The organism is Mesobacillus maritimus (genome assembly GCF_023715205.1).
GTDB lineage: Bacteria > Bacillota > Bacilli > Bacillales > Cytobacillaceae > Mesobacillus_B > Mesobacillus_B maritimus_C.
This window is the reverse complement of sequence record NZ_JAMBNR010000114.1, coordinates 1-282: the sequence shown is the minus strand read 5'-3', so window position 1 is coordinate 282 and position 282 is coordinate 1. Positions and strand designations below refer to the sequence as shown.

Genomic DNA, 282 nt, shown 5'->3' with positions numbered 1-282 from the left:
ATCTCCCAAGGCTAAATACTCCCTAGTGACCGATAGTGAACCAGTACCGTGAGGGAAAGGTGAAAAGCACCCCGGAAGGGGAGTGAAAGAGATCCTGAAACCGTGTGCCTACAAGTAGTTAGAGCTCCGTGCATATTTTCCTTTGGAAAAATGCCGAGTGATAGCGTGCCTTTTGTAGAATGAACCGGCGAGTTACGATCATATGCGAGGTTAAGTTGGAAAGACGGAGCCGCAGCGAAAGCGAGTCTGAATAGGGCGATTAGAGTATATGGTTGTAGACCC

At 48.6% G+C, this 282-nt stretch carries 1 rRNA gene; it reads left to right on the top strand.

The features are described 5' to 3' along the window. Positions 1 to 282: ribosomal RNA gene (locus tag M3182_RS25875) — 23S ribosomal RNA — on the top strand; the annotation flags it as partial.